The sequence below is a fragment of the Wujia chipingensis genome, assembly GCF_014337155.1.
Classification (GTDB): Bacteria; Bacillota; Clostridia; order Lachnospirales; family Lachnospiraceae; genus Coprococcus_C; species Coprococcus_C hominis.
Genome location: NZ_CP060632.1, coordinates 2,799,510 through 2,824,887, shown reverse-complemented (window position 1 = coordinate 2,824,887; position 25,378 = coordinate 2,799,510). Strand labels below are relative to the sequence as shown.

Sequence of the window (25,378 nt, the reverse complement as noted above, 5' to 3'; positions counted from 1 at the left end):
TTTATGGATGAAAATACGATAAGACGTGTACAACCGCATAATGAAAAGGCGGAGCAGGGAATCGTGGGAACAATGCTTGTAAACCGGGATGCGATTTCTGATCTGGTGGATATGCTGACAGGAGAAGATTTCTACAATAAACAGTACGGAATTCTCTTCGATAATATGGTCGAACTGTATTCAGAGGGAGCAAGTGTAGATCCGATCACGCTGGTAGAACGGCTGCGGATGAAGGATATCCCGGAAGAAGTGGCAAACACAGTGACGCTGGCACAGTTAGTGCAGTCAGCGCCGTTATATGCTCCGGTGAAGGACTATGCGAAGATTGTCAAGGATAAGGCGGCACTCCGACAGCTGATCAAGCTTTGTGAGAATACCGAGAAGGATGGATACCAGTCACAGGAACCGGTTGAAGTCATTATGGAGCGCGCAGAACAGAGTATCTTCAAGCTCGTGCAGAACCGAAACGGCTCCGAGGATACAGTGCCGATCCGCGAGATTGTGATGAATGTCATTCGTGAGATGGAGGAAGCGGCAAGAAACGATGGTAAGGTTACTGGTGTTCCGACGGGATTCCGGGATTTGGACAATATGCTGACTGGTATGCATGCCGGAGAACTTTTGCTTGTAGCAGCCAGACCTGCGATGGGTAAGACGGCATTTGTCTTAAATATTGCGCATCATCTGGCGGTTATGAAACATATTCCGGTTGGATTCTTCTCATTGGAGATGAGTAAGGAACAGCTGGCAAGCCGTATTCTGGCGGTAGATGCAATGGTTGATTCCAAGAGTATGAAGGTCGGCGATCTGTCGGATGATGACTGGGATAAGGTCATCGAAAGTACAGAGGCAGTTGCTAATTCGCCGTTATACATAGAGGAAAATTCATCGGTTACAATCTCAGAGCTTCGTTCAATCGCAAGAAAATGGAAGCAGAATTATGGAGTGCAGGTTATCATGATCGACTACCTGCAGTTGATGAGCCCAAGCCGTGCCGTGGAGAGCCGGCAGCAGTTTATCGCGGAGGTTTCCCGTGCATTGAAGAACTTGGCGAAGGAACTGAAGATTCCAATTATTGCATTGTCGCAGCTTTCCCGTGCGGTAGATGCAAGACCGGACCACAAGCCAGTGCTTTCGGATTTGCGAGAGTCTGGATCTATCGAACAGGATGCCGATGTGGTTATGTTTATTTATCGAGACGAATATTACAATCCGGAGACAACGACAAAACCGCAGACCGCGGAGATCATCATTGCCAAGCAGCGTAGTGGTGAGACGGGCAGCGTCGATCTTCGTTGGATTGGAAAATATACGAAGTTTGCAGATCCGGAGAAGCATTATAAAGGGTAATCTGTGGCGAGAAGCAGGGAGGCAAAAAACAGATGGGGAATCGATATAAGAGAATGGTAACACTTGGCATGATCAGTTTCACGGCGCTTCTGGCGTGGGGATACTGCATGCTTGCATATCGTTCACAGGCAGTCTATGTTGCGATAATCTCGCTTGTATTGGTGGGAAGTATCTATGCGTTGCTTCTGTCCTTTGTCGACATCAAAGTGGCGAAAGAACAGGCAATGCAGGAATATGTGACAAAGACCTTGCAGGAATATACGAAAAAAGAGGATACGGAGATTCTCAACGATATGGAACGTCTGGCAAAGGCGTCCTATGTCCAGCAGAGAAAGACAAACACCTATCTGTCTGCGCAGGCAGAGCAGTTGGATGAGGCGTTGAAAAAGACGATCAAGATTCTGATTAATTATGATCGGAAGAAGGAAGAGGAAGCAGCACAGCAGGCGGAGCAGATGCAGAAGGAACTGGAAATGCAGGCAGCATTGCAGGCACAGAAGGAGCCGGATCATACTGCACTGGTGCTGGAGGAGTTTGGCAAGCTGGCAGGCGATGTACAGGCAGTGGTTGCCCAGTTACAGCAGGTGACAGCCCAGCTTACTGCATTGCGTGAGGCAGTGGATGCGATCGAGATGCCGAAATATGTGGAGGCAGCACCATCAGTAGAGGCAGCATCGACAGCCGTTACCGCGGATGTGCAAAAACGAGTGCCGGAAGATGAGCAACCGGAAGTGGTAACGAATGTTGAGAATACGACTGAGACGGATGTACCAGAGTCACAGATCCCCGGTGGAATTGAGAATGATACAGCTGATGAGGCAGAACTAAAAATCGCAGATGATTCTCTGACTCAGACAGATGATACACCAGCAGAGGTAGAGGCAGCATCAACAGAAGAACCAGAAACGGTTGCAGAAGAGGCTGCACCAACAGAAGAACCAGAGCCTGCATTTAATACGGAGGACTTCTTCTCGCAGTTTGGCGGCAGTGCCGATAAGGAATTAAAGGAAGAGGCAGAATTCAAGGAAGAAGCAGCCAATACAGGTATGTTAGATCAGAGTATGATCGATGCTCTGCTTGGCAATCTGCAGGCAGATAAACCGGCAGAGGATGTGAAGAATGCAGATGTGATCCCGTTTCCACAACAGGGACAGACAGATCTGTCCACAGAGGAAGCACATGCGGAGGAAGTTGCAGAGGCAGTGCACGAAGTAGAGCAGGATATCACAGATACAACGATGAATATGGATGCAGAACCAGCACCGACAATGCCAGTGGACGACAATCCAAACCGGACACTGTCGCCAGAGGAGATTGCGGCGTTATTTGCATCTATGCAGTAAAGAATAGAGAATGAATCATTGCAAAAGTATCAGGGGTGGGTACTTTTGCAATTCCTTTATAGGAGGAAGTTACATGGAGAGAACAAAAGCAATCGTCAAATTCTTTTCACAGGAACCAATTGAGAATGTGATGGTGATGATGAAATACATGCCGGAACGCGTGATTTTTCTCGGACACAAAGATAATATGATTACGAAGCAGATCCGGGATATCGAGCAGTTTCGTGACCACAAATATCCGGATATGGAGTTGGAATTTATTGAGGTACCAAAGGATGATCTCGATAACATTATAGGAACTCTGGCGGGCATTATCCGGGAATATCCGGGGATTCGGTTTGCTCTGACCGGTGGTAGTGAGATGCTTCTGATCGCGCTTGGGTGTATTTCCGCAAGAATGGAAGTCAGCAAGCTGCGTATCGATCCATTTACCGGAAAGGAAATTGATGTCCGTGGTTCGAAGGTGATCACGTCCGATTATCATTTTAATATCAGTATCGCGGAGGATATCATGCTGCATGGCGGTCTGCTCACGAAGGAGACGGGAAGTATCTCCGAGTGGAAATTTACCGATCAGTTCCGGGAGGATATCCGGATTATGTGGGATCTGTGCCGTAGATACCGTGGAGATTGGAACAAACATTGTGGAGTCATTGACGAACTTCGCAAGAACACACCGAACCAGCGGGAAGGTTGGAGTGAGTTATACATCAATCAGCTTGGCGATGCCATCCGTCTGCTGCGGGATCTGTATGAGATTGGCATGCTCAAGGATTACGAAGAACACGGGAAAAAAGTGATGTTCCGGTTTAAGAATAATCAGATCAAGAAGATTATTGCAAAGGCAGGAAATATGCTGGAACTGCATGTCTATGAGGTAGCGACGCGGGAAGGTTACCTGTTCTCGGATGCGGTGATTGGTGCGCATATTGACTGGGATGGTGAGGTGCATGACACGATGAATCCCGGCTATGATACGATGAACGAGATTGATGTGATCCTGATGAAGCAGGTGTGTCCGATTTTTATCTCCTGCAAGAGTGGCAAGGCAGGTGGCAGTGCGCTGCATGAGTTAGAGACCGTATCACGAAAGTTTGGTGGCAAATATGCCAGAAAGGCACTTGTCTTAGCACGTGCCTGTGATAACACGACTGGCACGATGTTCTTCAAGCAGCGAGCAAGGGATATGCATATCTGGATCATCGATGATGTATTTCGGATGAGTGATGAGCAGCTGCTCAATAAATTGAAGAGGATATAAAGATAATAAAAGGGGCGTTTTATAACGCCCCTTTTTGCATTCTGCATAATACACTAATCTATATTAAAATTACATCTTCAACAGATTATCATTATCAAAATAATCAATCTTCATAGAGCGGCGGACATCTTCAAGTGTCTTGCCTGCCGTCTCTCTGGCTTTCTTGCTGCCAGCCTTCAGGATATCATAAACATCCGGAAGCTTCTGCTCCCACATCTTACGACGCTCACGGATTGGAGCAAGCTCTGCCTGAAGTACATTGTTCAGGAACTTCTTCACCTTCACATCGCCAAGACCACCACGTGTGTAATGCTCCTTCAGCTCGTCCATACCAGAATATTCTGGAAGGAATTCTGCGAAATAATCAGGCTTGCTGAATGCATCGAGGTAGATAAATACCGGGTTACCTTCAACTTGTCCCGGATCTTCGACACGCAGATGGTTCGGATCGGTGAACATCGACATAACCTTCTTCTTGATATCCTCTGGCTCCTCTGCAAGATAGATGCAGTTGCCAAGAGACTTACTCATCTTTGCCTTACCGTCGATGCCAGGCAGACGCAGACATGCGCTGTTTTCCGGAAGCACGATCTTTGGATCCGTCAGTGTCTCGCCATATACGGTATTGAACTTGTGTACGATTTCCTTACACTGCTCGATCATTGGCATCTGATCCTCGCCAACCGGTACGTGGGTTGCACGGAATGCTGTGATATCGGCTGCCTGACTGATTGGGTAGCAGAAGAAACCAACCGGGATGCTTGCCTCGAAGTTACGCATCTGAATCTCAGCCTTTACAGTCGGGTTACGCTGTACACGGGAAACGGTAACAAGGTTCATATAATAGAATGTAAGCTCCGTCAGTTCCGGAATCATAGACTGGATGAAGATCGTTGCCTTCTCCGGATCAAGTCCGCATGCGAGGTAATCGAGTGCAACCTGCATGATGTTCTGACGTACCTTCTCCGGGTGCTCTGCATTATCTGTGAGTGCCTGTGCGTCCGCGATCATGATATAGATCTCATCATAGACACCAGAATTCTGAAGTTTCACACGCTCTTTCAAAGAGCCTACATAATGTCCAACATGCAAACGTCCTGTCGGACGATCGCCAGTTAAAATAATCTGTTTCATAGTAGAAGTCCTCTCTTATAAAATATCACACTCTATAGAATACTCATTTTGCGTTGGAAGGTCAAGCAAAATTGCGAAAAAGGAGCAGGAATCTTACTTGTCTGCCACATATAAAACAGGTATAATAAAAAAAGAATGTGTACGGATAAACAAATGATGCGAATGACAGGGGGTAGCAATGGCAACCATCAGTTTATGTATGATCGTGAAAAATGAAGAGCAGGTTCTGGCGCGGTGTCTGGACAGTGTCGCTGACCTGATGGACGAGATCATCATTGTGGATACAGGTTCCACCGACCGCACGAAGGAGGTCGCGGCACGCTATACCGATCAGATCTATGATTTTACGTGGATTGGCGATTTCTCGGCGGCGCGGAATTTCTCATTCTCCAAGGCGACGATGGAATACATCTATGCGCCGGATGCGGACGAGGTGCTTGATGCGGAGAACCGGGCGCGTTTCCTTGATCTGAAGAACTGTCTGCTTCCGGAGATTGAGATCGTGCAGATGTGGTACGTCACAGAAGCGTTCAATACAGTTATGAATGTGAAACGGGAGCTTCGCCCGAAGCTCTTTAAGCGTCTTCGGACGTTTACGTGGATTGACCCGGTGCATGAGACGGTGCGGTTAGATCCGGTTGTGTTCGACAGCGAGATCGAGATCTTACACAAGCCATTGTCTGTCCATGGCAGCCGGGATTTTGAGATCTGTGAGCGGATCTATGCAAGGGATGGTGCGTTGTCGCCAAAGCTTCGAAAGATGTATGCGAAGGAACTGCTAAAATGTGGTGAGCTGCCGGATTTTGAGCGGGCAGAGGATTTCTTCACGATGGAATGGGAGAAAGATCCGATGGCGGAAGCGGGCAGAGAGGCAGCCTGCGTGCTGGCACATCTGGCAAGACTGCAGGGGAACGGCGCGGAGCTTATGAAATACGCACTCCGGGATATGCTTGATACGCCGTGTGCGGAGATCTGCTATGAGCTTGGCTGTTATTATAAAGATAGCATGGATTATGATGAGGCGATCGTCTGGTATCAGAATGCCGTTTCCGAGACGGAATGCATCCTGGATGTAGAGGCCGGCGGAAAGAAGAGTCTGGAGGGGTTGGTTGCCTGCTACGAGGCTTTGCTTGCGCAGGCGGAAAAAGCAGAATTACAGACATCATCGGAACAGCAAAAGCAGTCCATAGAAATATATGAACAGCAGCTTGCGGTGTACCGGGAGGCACTGGCAGACTGGCAGCTACCGGAAGAATGACAGGGGTGAAATTATGTCAGATGGAATGATTATTTTGATTGTGATAGCTGTATTTGTGGTTTTATCGTTGATAGCAACGATTGCGAATATAAAGGCGAAACCACCGAAACCAATCGAAAAAGGAAACTTGAATAGACCGTCTCATTACATGTACAAGACAGAGACAACATTGGATGATAAGATTGCGCATTTGTTTATACCGGAACCATTGCGTGTAGATCCGCCTCCGATGGTGGTGGATGTGGCTATGGATCTGGTTGAACAGCAGGAGCGGGAAGAACTGGCAGAAGAACGGAGACAAAAACAGATTACAGAATCCATTTTGGCACAGAACAAACGTGATTACCGTCAGGATGTGAAGTCTGGAAGAATCTGGATCTGTCCAAAATGCAGGAAGAAAAATGAAAAATACGTCACAACCTGTACCTGTGGAACGCCGAAGCCAGCAAAATAAGAAAAGATAAAAAAGCGAGTATGCCAAATGCATACCCGCTTTTTCTGTGCGATCGTCTGTATAATACATAATACATTATGCCTGAATGATCGTATTGATGATTCCGACAGTATCTGCAAAGATCTGCTTCATCTGCGCCAGATGGTTGCGCCCCATCTCGGTAATATGATAATAGACACGCTTGGACTTCGGCGTTTTCTGTACCGTTTCCATCGTAACATCGCCCTGCTCCTTCAACCGTCCGAGTACGGGATACATAGACGCTTCCATAAGGGAGAACTGTCCATTGCTGCGCTTTTTAATTTCCTGTGCCAACTGGTAGCCGTACATCGGTTCCTCGCATAACAGCGAGAGAAGGATGATTTCTACAGAGGCTCGTTTGAGGTTTGTAATAATCGTCTGCATATTCGTCCTGCCTTATTCCTGAATTGCCCGCGATTCAACGACCACAGGTTCGTGGATTACAACGGTGTAACGTGATTTGATCAGGTCTATGAGAACATCTTGATTCTTCTCACATGTCTCTCGTCGTTAGAAAATGGTGTATCCACGAATTTGTCCACGATCATAAGTGCAAGACCAGGTCCGATTGTACGTGCGCCCATGCAGAGTACATTGGCGTTGTTGTGCTCGCGGGTTGCCTGTGCAGAGAAACAGTCACTGCAGAGTGCGGCGCGGACACCTTCGACCTTATTTGCAACCATGCTCATACCGATACCGGTACCGCAGATGAGAATACCCAGATCCTGCTTGCCGGCGGCGATTGCCTCTGCAACAGCCTTTCCATAGATTGGGTAGTCGCAGGATGCTGTGCTGTCACAGCCGTAATCTGTCACTTCAAATCCGCGATCCTTCAAATGCTTGATAACCTCCAGCTTGAGTTCATATCCGCCGTGGTCACTTCCAATTGCGATTGTCATATCTTAAATCCTCCTGTAATTAAATGTCAACATTGTAATTATTATATATCACATATAGTTTTATATAGTTCATCCTATATACAATGTATTGAACCTAAGAAGTTCTAAATGTTCTAATTTACATAATATATCTGTACGCCACCACCGCCAATTCGCCATCCATGGCTCAGTGGCGGTTTGTTTGAACATCGTGTTCAAACATGGCTGTAATGGAATAGAACATTAAGAACTTCTAAGGCTCAAACATATCGTATATATAGATGAATCTATATAAAACCATATGTGGATATAGAATATTTACACGGTAATGACTCTGTGACCAGCTGCCTTCAGCAGCCGGTTCATAATGGCACCACCGAGTTCGTTCTGGTCAAATGCTTCGCTGTACATATATTCCATCTGTTCGCTGTCACATTCACGCAGGGCGGCATAAAGCCGTGCGGAAATCGTCTGTCCCTTGCTACCCTCGCCGACGATCAGTACATGCGAATAGTTCTTATATAAGGATGCATGCTCCTTGGTTGTGAGAATCGCAACCTTGTAGCCCTGTGCTTCCTTTTCATTTACAAGTGCCTTGATTTTCTCCGCTACGCGCAATGTTTCCGCTTCGGTCGCGTTGTAGGAGACCTTGACACCGGAATGCAGACTTGCCCGGTTTGCCGATTCGTCTGCGACAGCTTCCACGATACTGAGTGTTCCGTGTGGCGCATAGTGTGTATATTTCATGCCGGGTGCTTTCGGACGAAGATTCGGGTCCGGCTCGATAATAGCTGGATCGATCGTCACGTCGCCGACGATCTCGGAGAGCATCGTCTTCGTGATAAAGCCCGGTCGAAGAATCGTTGGGATCGTGCCTGTCATATCGACGATCGTCGATTCAATTCCGATTCCGACGGCACCACCATCTAATATCATCTCGATGCGGCCGTCCATGTCCTCCCATACATGCTGTGCGGTCGTCGGTGATGGCCTGCCGGAAGTGTTTGCAGATGGGGCTGCGATGGAGACACCGCTTGTGCGGATCAGCTCCTGTGCGATTGGGTGGGATGGCATCCGGATCGCAACGGTCGGCAGTCCGCCGGTCGTTCCGTCTGGAACGATGGCGAGCTTCGGAAAGATGATCGTCAGTGGACCAGGCCAGAAAGCTTCCATCAGCATGTGCGCTTTCTTCACCATGTCCGGGTGTGTCCGGTTCATCGTCTCGAGATCTGCCAGCTTCTCTACCGCATCGGTATCTGCGATGTGGACGATCAGCGGATTGTCGCTTGGCCGTCCCTTGGCAGCGTAGATCTTTGCGGCTGCATCTGCATTTAATGCGTCAGCACCTAATCCATAGACTGTCTCGGTCGGAAATGCGACCAAGCCGCCGTCCTGCAGGATTTTCGATGCCTCTGCAATTGCTTCTTTGTTATTTCCATTTAATAGTTTCGTTTCCATGCCGCTATTTTACATCAATCGTTAGGGAATGACAACCTTTTCGCGAAAAATACAATTCTGAAATACTGTTTAATTCGGTGTATAAATGATTGAAAAATAAGGAAAAATCTTATATAATAAGCTTTGTGTATATCTGATTGTATTGGAAGGGTTTTAATGAATAACAAAGAAAGAAGCCAGGTCTTAAAGATGCTGTATCTCATCACGCAGATTGGGTTTACGATGGTGGTTACGATCTTTATAAGCATGGGCATCGCATATCTGATAAAGCGTATATTTGGGAAGGATTTTATGGTATGGTTTATCGTGATCGGTGTGCTGGCGGGTTTTCGCTCCGTGTATATTCTTATACGGAAATTCCTGAATAATTCGGATAATAAACACAAGTAAGTGGAGGCAAAAAGACAGGCATAGCATGGCAGAGGTTCACAGAATATTGAAGGAAATGTATATCGGCATGGCTGTCTGTATGATCGTCTTTCTGGCGATCGGTGCATTTTTTATGCGTCCATATTATATCTTTGCTCTTGCACTGCTCGTCGGCAATCTCGGCGGGGCACTGCGCATTTATCATATCTATGATGTGCTCGATCAGGCACTCGATATGGGCGAGGCAGGTGCGAAGAAAAAGGTGATCGTGAACAGTCTGCTGCGTATGGTTGTGACACTTGCTTTGCTGGTAGGTTCTATATATCTTGGAATTACAGCATTTGCAGGCGTGGCACTTGGCATGATCGAACCGAAGATCTGCGCCTATCTGCAACCACAGATGCGGAAATGGTTGATTCGCCTTGGGCTTGAAGAACCTGAGGAAGAACATAAAGACAAAAATTAAAAAAGGAGGAAAAGCGTATGAGGAGTGGGTTTGCCACTGGAATACAAGTAATCAGTAACAGCTCCGAAGATGTAGATTTCTATATCCACGAACTGTATCCGATTCATTTCTTTGGCACGACGGTATATATTACCACCACCCATGTCTGCACCTTCATTGTACTGCTGGTGATTGCGATCTTAGCAATCTGTGCCAGAAGAAGTGTGCTGAAGACGCGGGATAACCCAAGTAAATTCGCCACTGGAGTCGAGCTTGCCATCGAATCACTGATCAAGTTCGTCAACAGCACGATGGGAAAAGAAGCTGGTAAGCATTATATCAATTACATCGGGACCTTGTTCATATTTGTACTTTTTTCGAACATATCCGGCTTGTTTATGCTTCGGCCGCCGACCGCGGATTACGGAACGACGCTCTGTATCGCACTTGTATCATTTGTCATGATACAGTACGCATCCATTCGTTACCAGAAATGGGGTGCATTCAAGAGTCTGTTCGATCCGATATTCCTGTTCTTCCCGATCAACGTGATCAGTGAGTTTGCCACACCGGTATCACTGTCGCTGCGTTTGTTCGGTAATATTCTGGCAGGAACCGTTATGATGGCACTTTACTATGGCATGCTGCCGATATTTGTAAAGATTGGTATTCCATCGGCACTGCATGTGTACTTCGATTTGTTCTCAGGTGTGATCCAGGCGTATGTATTCTGTATGCTGACGATGACATTTGTTGCAAATAAGCGAAATGTAGAAGGGTAATAAGATTTAATATTTAGAAAAACGGAGGAATTATTTCATGAATGGTATTACAGGTGAAACAATAGTTAACGCTGCATCCGCAATCGGTGCAGGTATTGCAGTTTGTTCCGGTATCGGTCCTGGTATCGGTCAGGGTATCGCTGCCGGTTACGGTGCTTCCGCAGTTGGACGTAACCCGGGTGCAAAGGGTGACATCATGTCAACGATGCTTCTTGGACAGGCGGTAGCCGAGACAACCGGTCTGTACGGTCTGGTTGTATCACTTCTTCTGATGTTCGTTAAGCCTTTCAAGTAAGAACAAAATTAGGAGGAGTAAAATATGACAGGAATTGCAAATATCGCGCTTCTGTCAGAGGAGACGGGCCGTATCTTCGGTCTGGATGCGCAGCTTCTGTTCGATATTCTGATACAGGGACTTGCGGTATTTCTGCTCTTCATCTTTCTGACTTATGTGCTGATCAACCCGGTGCGCAAGGTGCTCGAGGACAGACAGAACAAGATTAAGGATGACCTTTCCCATGCGGCGACAGACCGCGCGGAGGCAGAGAAGCTTCGTGCAGAGTATGATGAGAAGATCAAAAATGCGAACAGCGAAGCGGGTGAGATCCTTTCTTCCGCAAGAAAACGTGCGGTGAAGAACGAGGAAAACATCATTGCCGAGGCGAAGGAAGAGGCAGGACGCATTATCGACAGAGCAAACAGCGAAGCCGAGCTTGAAAAAGAACGTGTGAAGGATGAGGTGAAACAGGAGATCATCGGCGTAGCAACCGCGATGGCAGGAAAGTTCGTTGCATCCTCTCTCGATGAGAGCACACAGGCTTCTCTGATTGATGAGACGCTGAAAGAGATGGGTGATGATACATGGCGAGACAAGTAGAAACAACCTATGGAGATGCACTTTTGGAACTTGCCTTGGAAGAAGGCAGTCTGAATATGCTCTACGAAGAAGCGCAGGCTCTTGTGACAGTGTTACAGGAAAACGAAGAATTGCTCCGCATTCTCAAGCATCCACAGATTGACAAGGACGAGAAGCGGAAGATAGTGGATAACATTTTCAAAGGACGCGTATCAAAGGATATGGTCGGATTGTTCGGCATCATGGTTGAGAAAGATCATGGCAGCAAGATTGTAGATGTGCTTCACTATTTTATCAGACAGGTAAAACGAGTAAAAAATATAGGAGTTGCAAGTGTGACAAGTGCGGTTGCACTTACCGGTGCACAGAAGGCATCAATCGAGAAGCGTCTGCTTGAGACGACAGATTTCGCTTCGATGGAAGTAACCTATACGGTAGATGCATCCATCATCGGCGGGCTTGTGATCCGAATTGATGACAGAGTGGTTGACAGCAGTATCAAAACCAAGATTGAGACGATGTCAAAGGCACTCGCACAATCATAAGAAGGAGGTGTTCGTGTTCCATGAATTTAAAACCGGAAGAGATTAGTTCCGTAATCAAAGAACAGATTAAGAACTATGAGACAAAACTGGAAACATCCGACGTTGGAACAGTTATCCAGGTAGCGGACGGAATTGCACGTATTCACGGTCTTGAGAATGCGATGCAGGGCGAACTTCTGGAATTCCCAGGTGAAGTATACGGCATGGTTATGAACCTGGAAGAAGACAATGTAGGTTCGGTTCTTCTCGGTGATCATAAAAATATCAACGAGGGAGATATAGTGAAGACAACAGGACGCGTGGTGGAAGTGCCTGTTGGCGATGCGATGCTTGGTCGTGTCGTAAATGCGCTCGGTCAGCCAATCGATGGCAAAGGACCAATCGCAACCACGAAGTCAAGACAGATTGAGAGAGTCGCATCGGGCGTTATCTCCCGTAAGTCGGTTGACACACCGCTTCAGACAGGTATCAAGGCGATTGACGCCATGGTTCCGATCGGAAGAGGACAGCGTGAGCTGATCATCGGCGACAGACAGACCGGTAAGACAGCAATCGCGATCGATACGATCATCAATCAGAAGGGGCAGGGCGTAAACTGTGTCTACGTTGCAATCGGTCAGAAGGCATCGACCGTAGCAAATATCGTAAAGACATTGACAGAGTACGGCGCAATGGCATACACAACAGTCGTTGCAAGTACCGCCAGCGACTTAGCTCCATTACAGTACATTGCACCATACGCCGGATGTGCGATCGGTGAGGAATGGATGGAAGAAGGAAAGGATGTATTGGTTGTATACGACGATCTGTCGAAGCATGCAACTGCTTACCGTACACTCTCCTTGCTTCTCCGTAGACCACCAGGCCGTGAGGCTTATCCGGGTGATGTATTCTATCTGCATTCCAGACTTCTGGAACGTGCAGCAAAGTTGTCGGATGAACTCGGTGGAGGATCGCTTACAGCTCTTCCAATCATCGAGACACAGGCAGGCGATGTATCTGCGTATATCCCGACAAATGTTATTTCCATCACAGACGGACAGATCTATCTGGAGACAGAGATGTTCAACTCCGGTTTCCGTCCAGCCGTAAATGCAGGCCTTTCTGTATCACGTGTTGGTGGTGCCGCACAGATCGGTGCCATGAAGAAGCTTGCTTCCCCAATTCGTGTGGAGTTAGCACAGTACCGCGAGCTTGCCGCATTCTCCCAGTTCGGTTCCGAGCTTGATGAAGATACGAGAAACCAGCTTGCACAGGGTGAAAGAATCAAGGAGATTTTGAAGCAGCCTCAGTATAAGCCAATGCCGGTTGAAAAACAGGTTGTTATCATCTACGCTGCAACAAGAAAGTATCTGCTTGATATCGAAGTAGATCGGATTCTGGAATTTGAGAGTGGATTGTTCGAATACATTTCCACGAAATATCCGGACATCTTCGAGAAGATCCGCGAGGAGAAGAAGCTGTCCGACGAATTAGAGGACGCTTTGAAGAAGGCAATTACGGAATTCAAGGAAACATTCTAATAAATAGAGCGAGGAGGTTGATCTTTCTTGGCATCCATGAGAGACATTAAGCGGCGCAAAGAAAGCGTCCAGAGCACGCAGCAGATCACCAAGGCGATGAAGCTTGTCTCTACAGTTAAGCTTCAGAAAGCACGCGGGAGAGCTGAGAGCAACAAACCATATTTTAATATGCTCTATGATACGATATGTTCCATCCTTGCAATGACGAAAGAACCAAACCATAAATTCCTGAAGGAAAACGGCAGTGACAAGAAGGCAGTTATCGCGATCACATCGAACCGTGGACTTGCCGGTGGTTACAACAACAATGTTGTAAAGGAGATTGTTGCAGCCGGATTTTCGAAGGAGGATACCTATATCTATGGTATCGGAAAAAAAGGTATTGAGGGCTTGACCAGAAAAGGTTACAGCATATATCAGGATGAATCAGAGATCATCAATGCACCATTGTTTGACGATGCGACCGAGCTTACGAAGCAACTTTTGACGCAGTATTCCAAGGGCGAGATTGGTGAGGTGTATATCGCATATACGAATTTCAAGAATACCGTGACACAGGAAGCAAAGCTTATGAAGCTGCTTCCGATCCGGGAGGAAGATTTCACACCGGAGCAGCCAATCAGTGACAATAAGCTGCTGATGAACTTCGAGCCGTCGGAGGAGGAAGTCTTAGACCAGATCGTGCCGAAATATATGTCCAACATTATTTATGGTGCGCTGTTAGAGGCGGTAGCCAGTGAGAATGGTGCGAGAATGCAGGCGATGGATTCCGCGACAAGCAATGCGGATGATATGATCGGAAGCCTGTCACTCAAGTACAATAGAGCAAGACAGAGTGCAATCACGCAGGAGCTTACGGAGATTATTGCCGGAGCTGATGCAATAAGTTAAAGGAGATTAAGGAAATGGCAGATACAAATGTAGGTAAGGTTACCCAGATTGTCGGTGCCGTTATCGATGCGAAGTTTACCGAAGGTAAACTGCCTGAGATTCATGATGCGATAACGATTGCCACAAAGAGCGGTGACACACTGTACGCCGAAGTATCCCAGCACTTAGGGGATGACACCGTTCGTTGTATCGCGATGGGACCGACAGATGGTCTCGTACGTGGTATGGAAGCGGTTGGTACCGGCGCGCCGATTACTGTACCTGTCGGTGAAGCAACACTGGGACGTATGTTCAACGTGTTGGGACAGCCGATTGACAATAAACCGGCTCCAAAGGTAGATACTTACCTTCCAATCCATAGAAAAGCACCAGAGTTTTCAGAGCAGTCAACCGAGACAGAGATTCTGGAAACCGGTATTAAGGTCGTTGACTTGCTTTGCCCTTATCAGAAGGGTGGTAAGATCGGTCTGTTCGGTGGTGCCGGTGTTGGTAAGACAGTATTGATTCAGGAGCTTATCACAAATATCGCGACAGAGCACGGTGGATATTCTGTATTTACCGGTGTTGGTGAGCGAACAAGAGAAGGAAATGACCTGTATTACGAGATGATCGAATCCGGCGTTATCGAGAAGACAACGATGGTATTTGGTCAGATGAATGAACCGCCAGGAGCAAGAATGCGTGTTGGTCTGACGGGCCTCACGATGGCAGAGTATTTCCGTGATCAGGTTGGAAAGGATGTATTGTTATTCATCGACAATATCTTCCGTTTTACACAGGCTGGTTCGGAGGTATCCGCACTGCTTGGACGTGTGCCTTCTGCCGTTGGTTATCAGCCAACCCTGCAGACAGAGATGGGTGCATTGCAGGAGCGTATCACTTCGACAAAGAATGGTTCTATCACATCGGTACAGGCTGTCTATGTGCCGGCCGATGACCTGACAGACCCTGCACCTGCAACTACATTCGCACATTTGGATGCGACAACGGTACTTTCCCGTTCCATCGTAGAGCTTGGTATCTACCCTGCGGTAGATCCTCTGGAGTCTACATCCAGAATCCTCGACCCAAGAGTGGTTGGCGAAGAGCATTACAAGGTGGCACGTGGTGTACAGGAGATTCTGCAGAAGTACAAGGAATTGCAGGATATCATCGCAATCCTTGGTATGGATGAGCTTTCCGAGGAGGATAAGATCGTCGTTGCCAGAGCAAGAAAGGTACAGAAGTTCCTATCACAGCCATTCCATGTAGCAGAGCAGTTTACGGGACTTCCTGGCAAATACGTTCCACTGTCTGATACGATTCAGAGCTTCAAGGAGATTCTCGAAGGTAAGCATGATGACATTCCGGAGAGCTATTTCTTAAATGCCGGAAGTATCGACGACGTACTTGCGAAGTGCAAGAAGTAGAAATAAATTAGGTGGTATACATGGCAGAAAATAAAATGATGGTTCGTGTGATCGCACCGGAACGGGTATTCTACGAAGGGGAAGCTTCTTTCCTTGAGTTTAATACGATTGAGGGCATCATCGGACTGTACCCAAAACATATACCTATGACTGTGGTTGTTGCACCGGGTGTCCTGAAAATCCGGGAAGATGGTGGTGACAAGGAAGCGGCTTTGCATTCCGGTTTCGCGGAGATTCTGGGCGATTCTGTCACAATTCTGGCAGAGTCGGTCGAATGGCCGGATGAAATCGACATTCATCGTGCCGAGGAAGCAAAGATTCGCGCGGAACGCCGCATCCATGACAACTCACAGGATATCGACCGGGCGGAACTTGCACTGAAGCGTGCGATGCTTCGTCTGGAGATGACAAAGAAAGTGTAATTTATAAAATCCTTGGATAGCAATCATTCATGGAGGATATAGAAAAACAAAAACGCATCGGATATAGAGAATCCTTGCAGTATATAACAACTTCTAATCTGCAATCGTATCATATACCGCAAGGATTTCTATATCGCAGATGCGTTTTTTATTTTATCCACATATAAAAAGAATGATTGCTACTACAGGATTTCTTTATACACTTCTGATATCGTCTTTGTACTTTGAGGAGACAGGCGGATTGGGGCAAAAATGTTCAAACAGGAAGAAATGCTCCAACCGGAAATTTATGAGAGGCAGGAAAATAGGAGCAAGAGTGGCGAAATAGGGGAGATGCTCCAATCGGAAAGGGTTGAGAATCAAGCGGATTGGGGGTAAAATAGTGAAACAAGAGAAAAACTCCAATTAAAGTGTGCGGAGCATTGCAAGTATGGGAGGAAGACGATATGAGCGAAAAAACGGATGAAGGTCAAAACAGGAATGAATTGGAAGTAAAGCTCAAATCCAAACAACGAACGTACAAGATATTGACAAAGCTTTGCTGGGTTTTCCTGCCTATGCTGGCAGCACCGTTTATTCCTGCATTCTGCGGGGCGGAAGATTCGACGTGGACCTACCGGCTGACTGGAATTGCGGTTGTTTCCATTATGATTGGATTTGCCATAGCGTTAATTGCTGCAAATATAGAGAAACAGATGAAGGAGCTGATTGGACAGTGTGCCGTGTGGGGCGTGTTGGAAGAACAGATGCAGGTACTGGAATATATGCCGACCGGGCATACAAATGAAGATTTCCTGAAAAACTGCAGACTCCTGCCGGAATATAATGAAGTGACCGGCTCTGATTACTTCCATGCGATCTACAGAGGTGCAGAGATCACGTACTGCGATCTTTGCCTGAGGTGGCGAAGCGACAACATGGATCCGGACAGACCGGGATCATCTTCTGCAGTGACGCGATTCCAGGGACCATTTGTGACCATAGTCCTTCCACATAATATAGACGGTGTCGTCCATGTCATTGAGCGGAAAGGCGGGAAGAAACCGGCAGAAGCAATCCGGCTTGGAAATACAGATTTTGACCGGAGATTTACGACTTTGGCAACCGACGAACAGCTTGCAGGAAGCATATTGCCACCGGATGCAATCCTCAGAATACTGCAACTTCCGAAAGATACCTATCTGGAATTCGCAGGAAATCAGCTCGTTGCTGCAATATACAATGATGAGGACCTGTTCGAAATGAAAGATATCAATGTAAACGATGGCTTGGACGAATACAGGGAGAAATGCCGCAAAGAACTCGCAGAACTGCTGCAGATACTCGATAAACTCATATATGTAGCCAGCAGGTAGGAGAAAAAAGACCAGTATGAAAGGCAGATGTTACACAGATAATTGCGATGTGAACGGGATAATATAAGAGTTGCGGATTTATAATTCTGATATGAGGTATCGTATGACAAGATAAAAACGCATCTATATTTAGAATAGAGCTTCATGTAAGATGCGATATGTTTGAGCCTTAGAATTACTTAATGTTCTTTCTTCTTGTAAGCAATACCTGAACACGATGTTCAGGTAAGCAGCCACTGAGCCATGGATGGCGAATTGGCTGCGGTTGCGTATTTTGAGAATATGTTTGTTAAGAACATTTAGTAATTCTTAGGTTCAATACATTGCATCTACATGTACTCTATTCTAAATATACAGATGCGTTTTGATTTTTCGTCCGTTGAGCATCAACTAAACTTATCCATAAACTTCCCGAACTTCTCAATCTTACTCATCGTATCATTCCGGGCAGCTGCGGAACCGGTCTTTCCTTCCGAAGCTGTCTCACCTGCATTCTGCGGGCTGCTGACACCTGCGGAACCGCCGGTCTCCAATACCGGAGCAAGCCAGATTTTTCCGGAACCACGATATACATTGACCAGACCTTCCCCGGATACAGCAGAACCAACCAAAGATTTGGAAGATTTTTCAACCGTAAAATCCAAAGAGGATGACCAGGCAATTGCCATATTTCCATCGATCTTCATCATATCGTTGTCGAGTACAACCTCGATAATCTCATTTCTTGGAACGATACTTTCCAAAGCACAGATACCTGTACCATTCAAGCTTAAGTTGAACAGACCTTCTCTGCCAAATACAGCAGAAGAGAGGTTACTTCTTGCAACAACCTTCTGTGTAACGGTATTGTCACAGGCGAGGAACAATCCGTCATCTAGGACAACACTGCCTCCCCATTCCTGTAGATTCGTGAGCAGGATGTGACGGTAGGTTGGCTCTAACATAACCTGACCATAGCCGGTGTAGATAGGCTTGGCAACCGTCTCTTTGGTAACGGCGGCTTTAGCCATACCACTTAAGAAACCGCCAACACCTTTGACGCCGCTTTCCATCTGAATCTGACCTGCCGTCCACTGCATGGCACCGGCTTGAACGGTGTAACCATTTCCGTTCAGATTAAGCAGAAGCTGACGCTTGTTCACATTCATGCGGGACATGTAGTACTGCAGTTTCGAGGTAGATGGGCTGACACTCATATCCTGCACATATTCCAGTACCTGCATGCCGCCAAGAGCAGAGGTAACCTGTACATTTGTGTTATTTAATAAGCTTTGACTTACCATATATGTACCCTCCCCCCTTATGCGGTTGGTGCCATCAGAATCGAGCCGGTACCACGGTATACATTGACCAGACCTTCGCCGGAAACAGCCGAACCGATCAGCGATTTTGAAGATTTTTCAACCGTGAAATTCAAAGAGCCGGACCATGCGATTGCCATATTTCCATCGATCTTAACCTCGTCATCCTGCAGATTGAACATGATAAGCTCCTGCTGTGGAACCGGACTTTCCAATACAGCGATACCCTGTCCGGAAAGGCTCAGGTTAAATAAGCCCTCTCCGCCGAGCGCAGCAGAGGAAAGTGTCTTACGGCTGACAACCTTATGCTGCAATGTGCTGTCACAGGCAAGGAATAAACCATCATCGAGTACGATCTGCCCCCACTGTGCCACATCGACAAGCAGGATGTGCTTGTAGGTTGGCTCTAACATAACATAACCCTGACCGGTGTATTCTGGTTTGGACATTGTCTCACCGGTTACAGCTGCTCCGAGTGCTTTGCCGAGGAAATTACCGGCACTTACACCGGACTGCATGGATACATTTCCGAGCATCCACTGCATGGCACCTGCCTGTAATTTGCAGGATGTGTTGTTCAGCTCGACCAAAACCTGACGGCGGCGTACATTCATCTCAGCAGAAAAATATGCAGTTTCTGCGTTGTATGGAGAAACTGACAGATCCTTTTGGTGTTCAAAAACACGGTACTGTCCGAGCTGGTTGATACACTGCATGTTGGCGTTGTTGAAAAGATTGTTGATACTAAACATAAATACCTCCCCTTATCCGGCCATATAAATTTGCGGTTTGCATAAGACCGGTTATTCTTATGATTGTTCGGAATCTGTTGTTGCCTTGGACAGTGAAAATGTAAATTCACTTCCGACACCCTCGGTGCTGACAACATTGATATTCTCATTATGTGCCTTGATGATTTCTTTGGTAATCGCAAGTCCGAGTCCGGTTCCCTGTTTGTCTTTGCCACGGGAGCGGTCCGCCTTGTAAAAACGAACCCATACACGGTTCAGGGAATCCTTCGGAATACCACATCCCTCATCCTTCACAGATACAAAAATTTTATCATGTTTTTCCGACAATGTCACGTAAATTGATTTACCATTTGGCGTAAATTTGATTGCATTATCAAGCAGATTGTAGATGACCTGCTCGATCTTTGTCTTGTCTGCATGAACAATCGAATGTTCGGTGTGATTATTTAACCGGATCGCAATCTGCTTCTCGATACAGCGCCCCTCAAAGGAGTTAATCGCAGATAGGACAAGCTCGACAATATCGAAATCCTTGCATACGAGCCAGATACCGTAGGAATCGTAGTTATTTAACTCCAGAAGACTGGAGGTAAGTTTTGTCAGCCGGTTTGTCTGCTGCACGACGATATCTAGGTAATGACTCTGCTTCTCCGGCGGGATCGTTCCATCCTGAATCGCCTCAATATAGCCTTTGATCGAGGTGAGCGGAGAGCGGAAATCGTGTGAGATATTGGAGATAAATGCCTTTCGGTACTCGTCCAGTTTTGCCAGTTCTGAAGCCATGTATTCAAGTGTGGATGCAAGCTGACCAATCTCGTCGTTGGAATGAATATCCATTGGCGTGTCGAAGTTACCAGTGGAATATTGCTCTGCTACGGAGTTGATTTTCCGGATTGGACGCATGACTTTACCCGAGATGATACCAAGTAGGGCAAAGGAAATGATAATCATAAACAGATACGGTGCATAAATCAGTTTTACGATTTTTTCCTGAATATTCTGCAGCTGTTCCACCGTAGAATGAATCAATAGCATACCGTTTGGCTGGTTGTTAATATGGATTGGAATGGCAACAGAAATAACGTTGCTTTTGAACGTATTGTAAAATTTGCCATTAAAAGACTGCGCGGTGTAGATATCAAAATCCGGGTCAACGAGGAATATATTTTTGGGGTTATCTGGATGTCCGTCTGCATTCGCAAATCCATAGATGATGCCTTTTTCATCGGTAACCCAGATGCTGGCATTCAGTTTGTCACTGTAATAGCGTAGACTTTCTTGCAATTCATCTTTGGTGTAAACGCCCTGCACATATCCTGCGACTGTCTGATCCGCGATTAAAAATGCTTCATTTGTCAGTACTTCTGTTCGGTCATCGACAAGCATGCTTCGTGTGACGTTGGAGGCATAGAGGACGATAAATCCAAAACAAACCGTAAAAATAACCAAAAAACTTATGAATATTTTATCAAACAGAGAGTGGCGTAATGTCATGTTACTTTACCTCGAATTTATAACCTTTGCCCCATACCGTAGAGATTGACCAGTTGTGATTTTCGTTCAGTTTTTCACGCAGACGCTTGATATGGACGTCTACCGTTCGCGAGTCTCCGGCATATTCGTAGTCCCAGAGACGGTCAAGCAGCTGATCACGTGTAAATACCTGGTTTGGACGTTTGGCAAGAAAATACAAAAGCTCCAGCTCCTTCGGCGGCATCTCCACCGATTCACCATCCAAAGTTACAGTGTAGTTGGTCATATTGATAAGTAAGCCGTCATATTCGACGAATTCACCCTGATGATCGGTAACTTCAGCGATGCTTACAGGTGCAGCAGTGGTTACAGCCTGGGTCATAACGGTACGACGCAAAACCGCTTTGACTCTTGCAACCAGTTCGTTGGAATCAAACGGTTTGATCATATAGTCATCGGCGCCGAGCTTTAAGCCGAGCACCTTGTCGAACACTTCCCCCTTCGCGGAAAGCATGATGATCGGTGTCTGGCGTGTCTTGCGGATTTCCGTGCAGACCTCATAGCCATCAATATCCGGGAGCATGATATCCAATAAGATCAAGTCAGGATTGAAGGTGGCTGCGAGTGCAAGTGCGTCCTTGCCTGTGTATGCGATTTCAGTTGCAAAGCATTCCTTTAGTAAATACAAAGAGATAAGCTCTGCGATATTTTCGTCGTCATCGACGATCAGGATTCGTTGTTTCTCCATGTTCCCCTCCAATAAAAGTGTGTTGTATGGTTGTAACTCGTCTACAATTCGACGATGGTAACGCCATATTCGCCCTCACCAAATTCGCCGGAGCGATAGGACTGCACCAGTGGATGTTTCTTTAAATACTGCCAGATGCCTTTGCGCAGGGCACCGGTTCCCTTTCCGTGGATGATCGTGACACGGGAAATGTGTGCCAGAACTGCATCATCCAGATATTTGTCAATCTCAAAGCATGCTTCATCGACTGTTTTCCCCATGACGTTCAGTTCTGGAGAGAATGTCATAGATTTGCTGACGGATGTATGATCTCCGCCTGCATGTTTGCCGCTGTATTTTTGTTTTGTTCCATTTACTGATACGGTACTTTCCGGGATAATCAGCAGGTCGGAAATCGGCAACATAGAATTTAAAATACCCATCTGTACGCCTGCAATGCCTTTGTTGTCTGGCAGTTTTGTGATTGTACCGCGTGTTCCCATGCTGAGTACCTGCACGGTATCCCCGATATGGAAATCAGATGCTTTATGGTTTGAGGTCTGTTTCTTTGTCTCGGATGCACCGGATTTCTCGTAATCTTTGATTTTGCTTCGAAGCTTGCTGCGCTGTTCTTCCATCGTGCGCATGTCGGCCTTGTGTGGATTATTGCGCCATTTGTTGTAATCGCGGATTGTCTGATCCGCCACATCCTTGGCGTCATCGATTATGTCTCTGGCTTCTTCCCTTGCTTTTTTCAGAATCTCGGCTTTCTTCGTATCGAGATTTTCTTCCTTCTTCTGCAAGGATTCCTTCAGAGATTCAATTTCCTGTTTATATGCCTCGATTGCCTTTTCGTCCTCCTGCATGGATCGCTTGCTTGCTTCGAGATCCGCGAGCAGGGTTTCCATGTCGATCGCATCGCTGTCAATCTGATCCTTTGCGGAGTTGATGATATAATCTGGCAGACCAAGCTTGCTTGCGATGGCAAATGCGTTGGATTTACCCGGAATACCGATTGTCAGACGGTAGGTTGGACGCAGAGTTGCCACATCAAATTCGCACGATGCATTTTCTACTCCATCGGTGGAAAGGGCGTATGTTTTCAATTCGCTGTAATGTGTCGTCGCCATGCAGCGGGCACCCATACTTTTCAGATAATTTAAGATGGAAACTGCCAGTGCCGCACCCTCGACCGGATCGGTTCCGCCGCCCGGCTCATCGAATAGGCATAGTGTGTTCGGGGTTGCATGCTGCACGATATAGACAATGTTGCTCATGTGAGAGGAGAACGTTGACAGATTCTGTTCGATGCTCTGCTCGTCACCGATATCTGCGAAGATATCGTCGAAGACAGCCAGGCGGGATTCCTCCATCGCCGGGATGTGCAGACCTGCCTGCCCCATGAGAGAAAACAGTCCGAGTGTCTTTAGGGAAACCGTTTTACCACCGGTATTCGGACCTGTGATAATGAGCAGGTTGTATGTCTCACCAAGCCGGATATCGACTGGCACAACCGTGTGCTTCTCCAGCAATGGATGACGTCCCTGTCGGATATCAATGATACCGTCGGTGTTAAAGATCGGTCTTGTGCTGTTTGTTGCGCGGGCGAATTTCGCCTTTGCAAATATAAAATCCAGATCGGTCAGTAATTCCAGATCGTAGGCGATGTCAGAGACATAAGTAGCTGCCTGCGCACTCAGGCTCTCCAGTATTTTCTCGATTTCTAATAATTCCTCGTTCGCAAGCTCCTTGATCTGGTTGTTCAGATTGACGACTGCCATTGGTTCGATGAAAAGCGTGGAGCCGGTCGAGGACTGATCGTGAATCATACCCGGGAATTTCGAACGGTATTCCTGCTTGACCGGAATACAGTATCTGCCGTTTCGCATGGTAATCAGAGAATCCTGCAACTGGTCACGGTTTGCGTCACTTTTGATGATCTTATCTAACTGCTGGTGCAGCTTGTCGTTGGTGAGACGGATTTCCCGGCGGATGTTCTTCAAACCGGAGCTTGCATCGTCCGCGTATTCATTTTCCGATAAGATACAACGGTTGATCTCGGATGCGATGTGCTCTAATGGCAACAGCATGTTAAAGCGTTCGGTCAGAGAATCGAAGGTTGTCTGTGAAACAGGCTCCTGATTCCGGCTGGCGAGTGCTTCGGTCAGATCGGAACCGTCACCGTACTGTTTGGCTGCTTTTGCAACCTGTAAGACGGCTGCGATGTCCAGAAGCTCCTTAGAAGTAAGGGTACCCTGTACCTCCAGCCGTTTGATGGATGCACCGATATCGCATAACCCGGAAAAGCTGATATTTCCATGATGGTTCAGACGGTTCAGTGCATCGTTTGTCTCTTCCTGTAATTTTCGGATCTGTTCGATGTCACGCTGGGGTTTCATGCGGTCCACCCGGCGTTTTGCCATAGGGGAGGTCGCATATTCTGTCACCATAGATAGTATTTTATTAAACTCTAGTATGCGTAAGCTTCGTTTGTTCATGGTTTATTCCTTTTATAAAAGTATGTTAGGCTTGATTAAATGCTTTCTTTGCATTGATATGAAGAACCAAGCCGATAATGGCACCGACAAATGCAACGATACCACCGATCAAAAGCAGATAGAAACCAGCACCATATTGAACCATAGAACCATAATCGGAAAGTTCGCTTTTTGCGCTCATAGTTTCATAAATTGCGAAAATTCCCTGAATCAGGGTCAGGATAATATTCAATGTATTTACCCGCAGCATAGACAATGCAATGATCACGATTGCAGTTATCAAAAAGATGACGCCATCTTCGCCGTCCTTAAATAACGACATTGATTCACTGTATCCAAAAAGGGAAACAGACAGGAACGGAAGAAAGACGGAGATCAGACAGAGCAGGCTTCCGCCCATCACTGCAAAATGTCCGGCATTGAATTTCCGCTTGTACTTAGCACCTGCTGGGGCATAGGCAGCAGAATTTGCATATGGCATCTGGTTGTAATTTGCCTGAGGCTGCTGATACTGTGCCTGATTATAGTTTGCTTGAGGCTGCTGGTATTGTGCCTGATTGAAATTTGCCTGAGGCTGCTGGTATGGTTGCTGATTATAGTTTGCCTGAGGCTGCTGATACTGTGCCTGATTGAAGTTTGTCTCAGGCTGTTGATATTGCATTTGGTTGAAATCTGCCGGCTGGGAGATCGCTGCTCCGCAGGTAGGACAGATCGTTGTGCCGTCTGTAAGTGTTGCTCCACATGTTGGACAATTCATAGAATCACGCTCCTTAAAAAATAGTATAAAATTAAGATAGCATATATTTAGAAGACTTACAAGAAATCGACCTGACTTTAGTACATATATTTACTAAAATTAAAGACAGATTGACG

Annotated in this window: 26 protein-coding genes; 16 read left to right on the top strand and 10 right to left on the bottom strand. The window is 46.7% G+C overall.

Annotated features, from left to right (window positions below; genetic code table 11):
* Positions 1-3: 3 nt before the first annotated feature.
* From dnaB to H9Q76_RS13235, 3 genes are all read left to right on the top strand, one after another.
* Entirely contained in the window at positions 4-1,350 is a 1,347-nt protein-coding gene (dnaB, locus tag H9Q76_RS13245; RefSeq protein ID WP_021984528.1) for a replicative DNA helicase, read from the top strand.
* A 32-nt stretch (positions 1,351-1,382) separates the two neighbouring features.
* On the top strand, positions 1,383-2,693 hold the full coding sequence (locus H9Q76_RS13240; RefSeq protein WP_249321293.1) for a hypothetical protein: 1,311 nt from the start codon (positions 1,383-1,385) through the stop codon (positions 2,691-2,693).
* A 73-nt stretch (positions 2,694-2,766) separates the two neighbouring features.
* Positions 2,767-3,954, top strand: a complete 1,188-nt coding sequence (locus H9Q76_RS13235; protein WP_181985547.1) for a PDDEXK family nuclease — start codon at positions 2,767-2,769, stop codon at positions 3,952-3,954.
* 69 nt (positions 3,955-4,023) lie between these two features.
* On the opposite strand, the gene trpS is transcribed toward H9Q76_RS13235, so the two are convergent.
* A complete protein-coding gene (gene trpS / locus H9Q76_RS13230; RefSeq protein ID WP_117780400.1) occupies positions 4,024-5,088 on the bottom strand; it encodes a tryptophan--tRNA ligase in 1,065 nt (354 codons plus the stop codon).
* Positions 5,089-5,266: 178 nt separating this feature from the next.
* On the opposite strand from trpS, the gene H9Q76_RS13225 reads away from it, so the two are divergent.
* Positions 5,267-6,346 carry a glycosyltransferase family 2 protein gene (locus H9Q76_RS13225; RefSeq protein WP_118545336.1) on the top strand — a complete coding sequence of 360 codons (1,080 nt, stop codon included), beginning with the start codon at positions 5,267-5,269 and terminating at the stop codon, positions 6,344-6,346.
* 13 nt (positions 6,347-6,359) lie between these two features.
* Positions 6,360-6,800, top strand: a complete 441-nt coding sequence (locus tag H9Q76_RS13220; RefSeq protein WP_021984533.1) for a zinc finger Ran-binding domain-containing protein — start codon at positions 6,360-6,362, stop codon at positions 6,798-6,800.
* Positions 6,801-6,875: 75 nt separating this feature from the next.
* On the opposite strand, the gene H9Q76_RS13215 is transcribed toward H9Q76_RS13220, so the two are convergent.
* The 3 genes from H9Q76_RS13215 to H9Q76_RS13205 form a co-directional block, all read right to left on the bottom strand.
* Positions 6,876-7,205, bottom strand: coding sequence for a PadR family transcriptional regulator (locus tag H9Q76_RS13215; protein WP_021984534.1), 330 nt, complete (start codon positions 7,203-7,205; stop codon positions 6,876-6,878).
* 86 nt (positions 7,206-7,291) lie between these two features.
* On the bottom strand, positions 7,292-7,720 hold the full coding sequence (gene rpiB / locus H9Q76_RS13210) for a ribose 5-phosphate isomerase B (protein ID WP_021984535.1): 429 nt from the start codon (positions 7,718-7,720) through the stop codon (positions 7,292-7,294).
* A 297-nt stretch (positions 7,721-8,017) separates the two neighbouring features.
* A complete protein-coding gene (locus H9Q76_RS13205; RefSeq protein ID WP_021984536.1) occupies positions 8,018-9,157 on the bottom strand; it encodes an L-threonylcarbamoyladenylate synthase in 1,140 nt (379 codons plus the stop codon).
* A 156-nt stretch (positions 9,158-9,313) separates the two neighbouring features.
* On the opposite strand from H9Q76_RS13205, the gene H9Q76_RS13200 reads away from it, so the two are divergent.
* The 11 genes from H9Q76_RS13200 (at position 9,314) to H9Q76_RS13150 (ending at position 17,754) form a co-directional block, all read left to right on the top strand.
* Positions 9,314-9,547 carry an AtpZ/AtpI family protein gene (locus tag H9Q76_RS13200; protein ID WP_021984537.1) on the top strand — a complete coding sequence of 78 codons (234 nt, stop codon included), beginning with the start codon at positions 9,314-9,316 and terminating at the stop codon, positions 9,545-9,547.
* 25 nt (positions 9,548-9,572) lie between these two features.
* Complete coding sequence (locus H9Q76_RS13195; protein ID WP_118374317.1) at positions 9,573-9,992, top strand: hypothetical protein; 420 nt, start codon at positions 9,573-9,575, stop codon at positions 9,990-9,992.
* 17 nt (positions 9,993-10,009) lie between these two features.
* The gene (gene atpB, locus H9Q76_RS13190) at positions 10,010-10,753 is read left to right on the top strand and encodes a F0F1 ATP synthase subunit A (protein WP_021984539.1); all 744 of its coding nucleotides are present in this window, start codon (positions 10,010-10,012) and stop codon (positions 10,751-10,753) included.
* A gap of 37 nt (positions 10,754-10,790) precedes the next feature.
* Complete coding sequence (gene atpE / locus H9Q76_RS13185) at positions 10,791-11,048, top strand: ATP synthase F0 subunit C (RefSeq protein WP_021984540.1); 258 nt, start codon at positions 10,791-10,793, stop codon at positions 11,046-11,048.
* 24 nt (positions 11,049-11,072) lie between these two features.
* Positions 11,073-11,630, top strand: a complete 558-nt coding sequence (atpF, locus tag H9Q76_RS13180; protein ID WP_021984541.1) for a F0F1 ATP synthase subunit B — start codon at positions 11,073-11,075, stop codon at positions 11,628-11,630.
* Entirely contained in the window at positions 11,615-12,154 is a 540-nt protein-coding gene (gene atpH / locus H9Q76_RS13175) for an ATP synthase F1 subunit delta (protein WP_021984542.1), read from the top strand. The genes atpF and atpH overlap by 16 nt, the downstream gene beginning before the upstream one ends.
* A gap of 20 nt (positions 12,155-12,174) precedes the next feature.
* Entirely contained in the window at positions 12,175-13,677 is a 1,503-nt protein-coding gene (gene atpA, locus H9Q76_RS13170; RefSeq protein WP_021984543.1) for a F0F1 ATP synthase subunit alpha, read from the top strand.
* 27 nt (positions 13,678-13,704) lie between these two features.
* Entirely contained in the window at positions 13,705-14,568 is an 864-nt protein-coding gene (atpG, locus tag H9Q76_RS13165) for an ATP synthase F1 subunit gamma (RefSeq protein WP_021984544.1), read from the top strand.
* Between the two features lie 14 nt (positions 14,569-14,582).
* Positions 14,583-15,977: a F0F1 ATP synthase subunit beta gene (atpD, locus tag H9Q76_RS13160; RefSeq protein WP_021984545.1), complete on the top strand. Its 1,395-nt coding sequence runs from the start codon at positions 14,583-14,585 to the stop codon at positions 15,975-15,977.
* 20 nt (positions 15,978-15,997) lie between these two features.
* Positions 15,998-16,399: an ATP synthase F1 subunit epsilon gene (gene atpC / locus H9Q76_RS13155; RefSeq protein WP_021984546.1), complete on the top strand. Its 402-nt coding sequence runs from the start codon at positions 15,998-16,000 to the stop codon at positions 16,397-16,399.
* A gap of 446 nt (positions 16,400-16,845) precedes the next feature.
* Positions 16,846-17,754: a DUF3137 domain-containing protein gene (locus H9Q76_RS13150; protein WP_118734659.1), complete on the top strand. Its 909-nt coding sequence runs from the start codon at positions 16,846-16,848 to the stop codon at positions 17,752-17,754.
* A gap of 386 nt (positions 17,755-18,140) precedes the next feature.
* Here the strand turns inward: H9Q76_RS13150 and H9Q76_RS13145 are convergent, their stop codons facing one another.
* From H9Q76_RS13145 to H9Q76_RS13120, 6 genes are read right to left on the bottom strand one after another with little or no spacing between them, the layout of a single operon-like run.
* Positions 18,141-19,037, bottom strand: coding sequence for an AIM24 family protein (locus H9Q76_RS13145; protein ID WP_117780394.1), 897 nt, complete (start codon positions 19,035-19,037; stop codon positions 18,141-18,143).
* Between the two features lie 17 nt (positions 19,038-19,054).
* Positions 19,055-19,807, bottom strand: a complete 753-nt coding sequence (locus H9Q76_RS13140; protein ID WP_021984549.1) for an AIM24 family protein — start codon at positions 19,805-19,807, stop codon at positions 19,055-19,057.
* 57 nt (positions 19,808-19,864) lie between these two features.
* Positions 19,865-21,301 carry a HAMP domain-containing sensor histidine kinase gene (locus H9Q76_RS13135; RefSeq protein ID WP_021984550.1) on the bottom strand — a complete coding sequence of 479 codons (1,437 nt, stop codon included), beginning with the start codon at positions 21,299-21,301 and terminating at the stop codon, positions 19,865-19,867.
* A 1-nt stretch (position 21,302) separates the two neighbouring features.
* Entirely contained in the window at positions 21,303-22,028 is a 726-nt protein-coding gene (locus tag H9Q76_RS13130; RefSeq protein WP_021984551.1) for a response regulator transcription factor, read from the bottom strand.
* A 41-nt stretch (positions 22,029-22,069) separates the two neighbouring features.
* Complete coding sequence (locus H9Q76_RS13125) at positions 22,070-24,505, bottom strand: endonuclease MutS2 (RefSeq protein ID WP_249321292.1); 2,436 nt, start codon at positions 24,503-24,505, stop codon at positions 22,070-22,072.
* A gap of 25 nt (positions 24,506-24,530) precedes the next feature.
* Complete coding sequence (locus tag H9Q76_RS13120; RefSeq protein ID WP_249321291.1) at positions 24,531-25,262, bottom strand: zinc ribbon domain-containing protein; 732 nt, start codon at positions 25,260-25,262, stop codon at positions 24,531-24,533.
* Positions 25,263-25,378 lie beyond the last annotated feature (116 nt).

Bases quoted from the DNA above. Each gene is read 5' to 3' on its own strand.
- atpD (WP_021984545.1), top strand. From the start codon at position 14,583: ATGGCAGATACAAATGTAGGTAAGGTTACCCAGATTGTCGGTGCCGTT.
- H9Q76_RS13125 (WP_249321292.1), bottom strand. From the start codon at position 24,505: ATGAACAAACGAAGCTTACGCATACTAGAGTTTAATAAAATACTATCT.
- H9Q76_RS13225 (WP_118545336.1), top strand. From the start codon at position 5,267: ATGGCAACCATCAGTTTATGTATGATCGTGAAAAATGAAGAGCAGGTT.
- H9Q76_RS13120 (WP_249321291.1), bottom strand. From the start codon at position 25,262: ATGAATTGTCCAACATGTGGAGCAACACTTACAGACGGCACAACGATC.
- atpE (WP_021984540.1), top strand. From the start codon at position 10,791: ATGAATGGTATTACAGGTGAAACAATAGTTAACGCTGCATCCGCAATC.
- dnaB (WP_021984528.1), top strand. From the start codon at position 4: ATGGATGAAAATACGATAAGACGTGTACAACCGCATAATGAAAAGGCG.
- H9Q76_RS13220 (WP_021984533.1), top strand. From the start codon at position 6,360: ATGTCAGATGGAATGATTATTTTGATTGTGATAGCTGTATTTGTGGTT.
- H9Q76_RS13240 (WP_249321293.1), top strand. From the start codon at position 1,383: ATGGGGAATCGATATAAGAGAATGGTAACACTTGGCATGATCAGTTTC.
- H9Q76_RS13145 (WP_117780394.1), bottom strand. From the start codon at position 19,037: ATGGTAAGTCAAAGCTTATTAAATAACACAAATGTACAGGTTACCTCT.
- atpH (WP_021984542.1), top strand. From the start codon at position 11,615: ATGGCGAGACAAGTAGAAACAACCTATGGAGATGCACTTTTGGAACTT.
- trpS (WP_117780400.1), bottom strand. From the start codon at position 5,088: ATGAAACAGATTATTTTAACTGGCGATCGTCCGACAGGACGTTTGCAT.
- H9Q76_RS13135 (WP_021984550.1), bottom strand. From the start codon at position 21,301: ATGACATTACGCCACTCTCTGTTTGATAAAATATTCATAAGTTTTTTG.
- atpC (WP_021984546.1), top strand. From the start codon at position 15,998: ATGGCAGAAAATAAAATGATGGTTCGTGTGATCGCACCGGAACGGGTA.
- atpB (WP_021984539.1), top strand. From the start codon at position 10,010: ATGAGGAGTGGGTTTGCCACTGGAATACAAGTAATCAGTAACAGCTCC.
- H9Q76_RS13235 (WP_181985547.1), top strand. From the start codon at position 2,767: ATGGAGAGAACAAAAGCAATCGTCAAATTCTTTTCACAGGAACCAATT.
- H9Q76_RS13150 (WP_118734659.1), top strand. From the start codon at position 16,846: ATGAGCGAAAAAACGGATGAAGGTCAAAACAGGAATGAATTGGAAGTA.
- H9Q76_RS13195 (WP_118374317.1), top strand. From the start codon at position 9,573: ATGGCAGAGGTTCACAGAATATTGAAGGAAATGTATATCGGCATGGCT.
- atpF (WP_021984541.1), top strand. From the start codon at position 11,073: ATGACAGGAATTGCAAATATCGCGCTTCTGTCAGAGGAGACGGGCCGT.
- rpiB (WP_021984535.1), bottom strand. From the start codon at position 7,720: ATGACAATCGCAATTGGAAGTGACCACGGCGGATATGAACTCAAGCTG.
- H9Q76_RS13130 (WP_021984551.1), bottom strand. From the start codon at position 22,028: ATGGAGAAACAACGAATCCTGATCGTCGATGACGACGAAAATATCGCA.
- H9Q76_RS13205 (WP_021984536.1), bottom strand. From the start codon at position 9,157: ATGGAAACGAAACTATTAAATGGAAATAACAAAGAAGCAATTGCAGAG.
- H9Q76_RS13200 (WP_021984537.1), top strand. From the start codon at position 9,314: ATGAATAACAAAGAAAGAAGCCAGGTCTTAAAGATGCTGTATCTCATC.
- atpA (WP_021984543.1), top strand. From the start codon at position 12,175: ATGAATTTAAAACCGGAAGAGATTAGTTCCGTAATCAAAGAACAGATT.
- H9Q76_RS13140 (WP_021984549.1), bottom strand. From the start codon at position 19,807: ATGTTTAGTATCAACAATCTTTTCAACAACGCCAACATGCAGTGTATC.
- H9Q76_RS13215 (WP_021984534.1), bottom strand. From the start codon at position 7,205: ATGCAGACGATTATTACAAACCTCAAACGAGCCTCTGTAGAAATCATC.